We start from the raw sequence: 1,141 nt of genomic DNA on the forward strand, positions 1-1,141 counted from the left end.
CAATATATCGTGGAGAATTCTCAATAAACTTAAAACTCAAAGCTTTTAATACTGAATTAATCTAGAATAACTCAGAGATGTTAGCACATAAAAAACCCACCCCCTACAAACAAAAAAGTTTATAGGGGGTGGGTTATATTATTTAGTAATCGATATGAATCGACTCTTATTTTACTTCTTCAAAAATAACTATGTCTGATTATTAGTGAATTATGTGTTTGTGGTACAAATGTGATACTTTCCTCCTCGTTTTGCAACATCAGTGTGCTCAGAAAAACTTTCGGGATTAGTTGATTCCGAGATCTCTTTGGTAGATAGTTCTGCAAGCATGTTTAGTACCAATTCTTTATTGGTCATATTGTCTCGCAGATTCTCTTTCTTCAATCCTTTGAATTGTTTGTATTCTTTCGCTGTTTTGTCAGACCATGTTTTATAGATGATATCTGTTAATGTTCCAAACTCCATTCCTTCTTGCAGTCCGTGCTTTTTCCATTCATCTGTCAAGTCTTTTCTAATCTCGATACTTTTCAGCCTCTGATTTATCCAATTGTCGGAATAACCTAGACGCTTATAGTCTGTCATAGCTTGGTCGATAGACAATTCAGGGTCTTGCATTTGGTCGATTCTTTGTGCTGCAACCTCTGCTATCCATAGTTTGAAAGGCTCTGCCTTGGGAGAGGGGATGGATTGGATGATGCGGAATAATTGCTCGGTAGTTGCAACATCAGTCATCCGCATTTTGCCATCCGCAGCTTTCATTTTCAAACCGTGACAATTCGTCACGGTTTCATTTCCCTCAGCTTTTAGCCGTTGTTTCAACTTACGCCAATAGACTGTAGGATTGACGCTATCTGTTAGTATTCCAACTACGTCTACGATGGAGAAATACCATTCTTCAGCTTCGTCGTCCCATAAAGAGCGAACTTGTCGTTCTTGAAATAGTTGTATTTTGTTCTGCATGGATTATCACTTTCTTTTATCTCCTAAAAATACAATTAAAAAATAACTACTCATACAAAAAGAGATGAGACTTTTTCTATTTAAATTTTGTCTCGTCCTAATATAGCGTTACACAATACATGTAATGTTATGGAAGAGTCTAAAGATCAGTATGTAAAACGTACTCAAAAGGATTATAGTA

At 36.2% G+C, this 1,141-nt stretch carries 1 protein-coding gene; it reads right to left on the reverse strand.

Annotated elements, in window-relative coordinates:
* Positions 1-210 precede the first annotated feature (210 nt).
* Entirely contained in the window at positions 211-960 is a 750-nt protein-coding gene (locus tag B091_RS0111530) for a BRO-N domain-containing protein (RefSeq protein ID WP_018110146.1), read from the reverse strand.
* Between the last annotated feature and the right edge of the window lie 181 nt (positions 961-1,141).

Origin of the sequence: Bacteroides propionicifaciens DSM 19291 = JCM 14649 (assembly GCF_000375405.1) — a bacterium.
Classification (GTDB): Bacteria; Bacteroidota; Bacteroidia; order Bacteroidales; family Bacteroidaceae; genus Bacteroides_E; species Bacteroides_E propionicifaciens.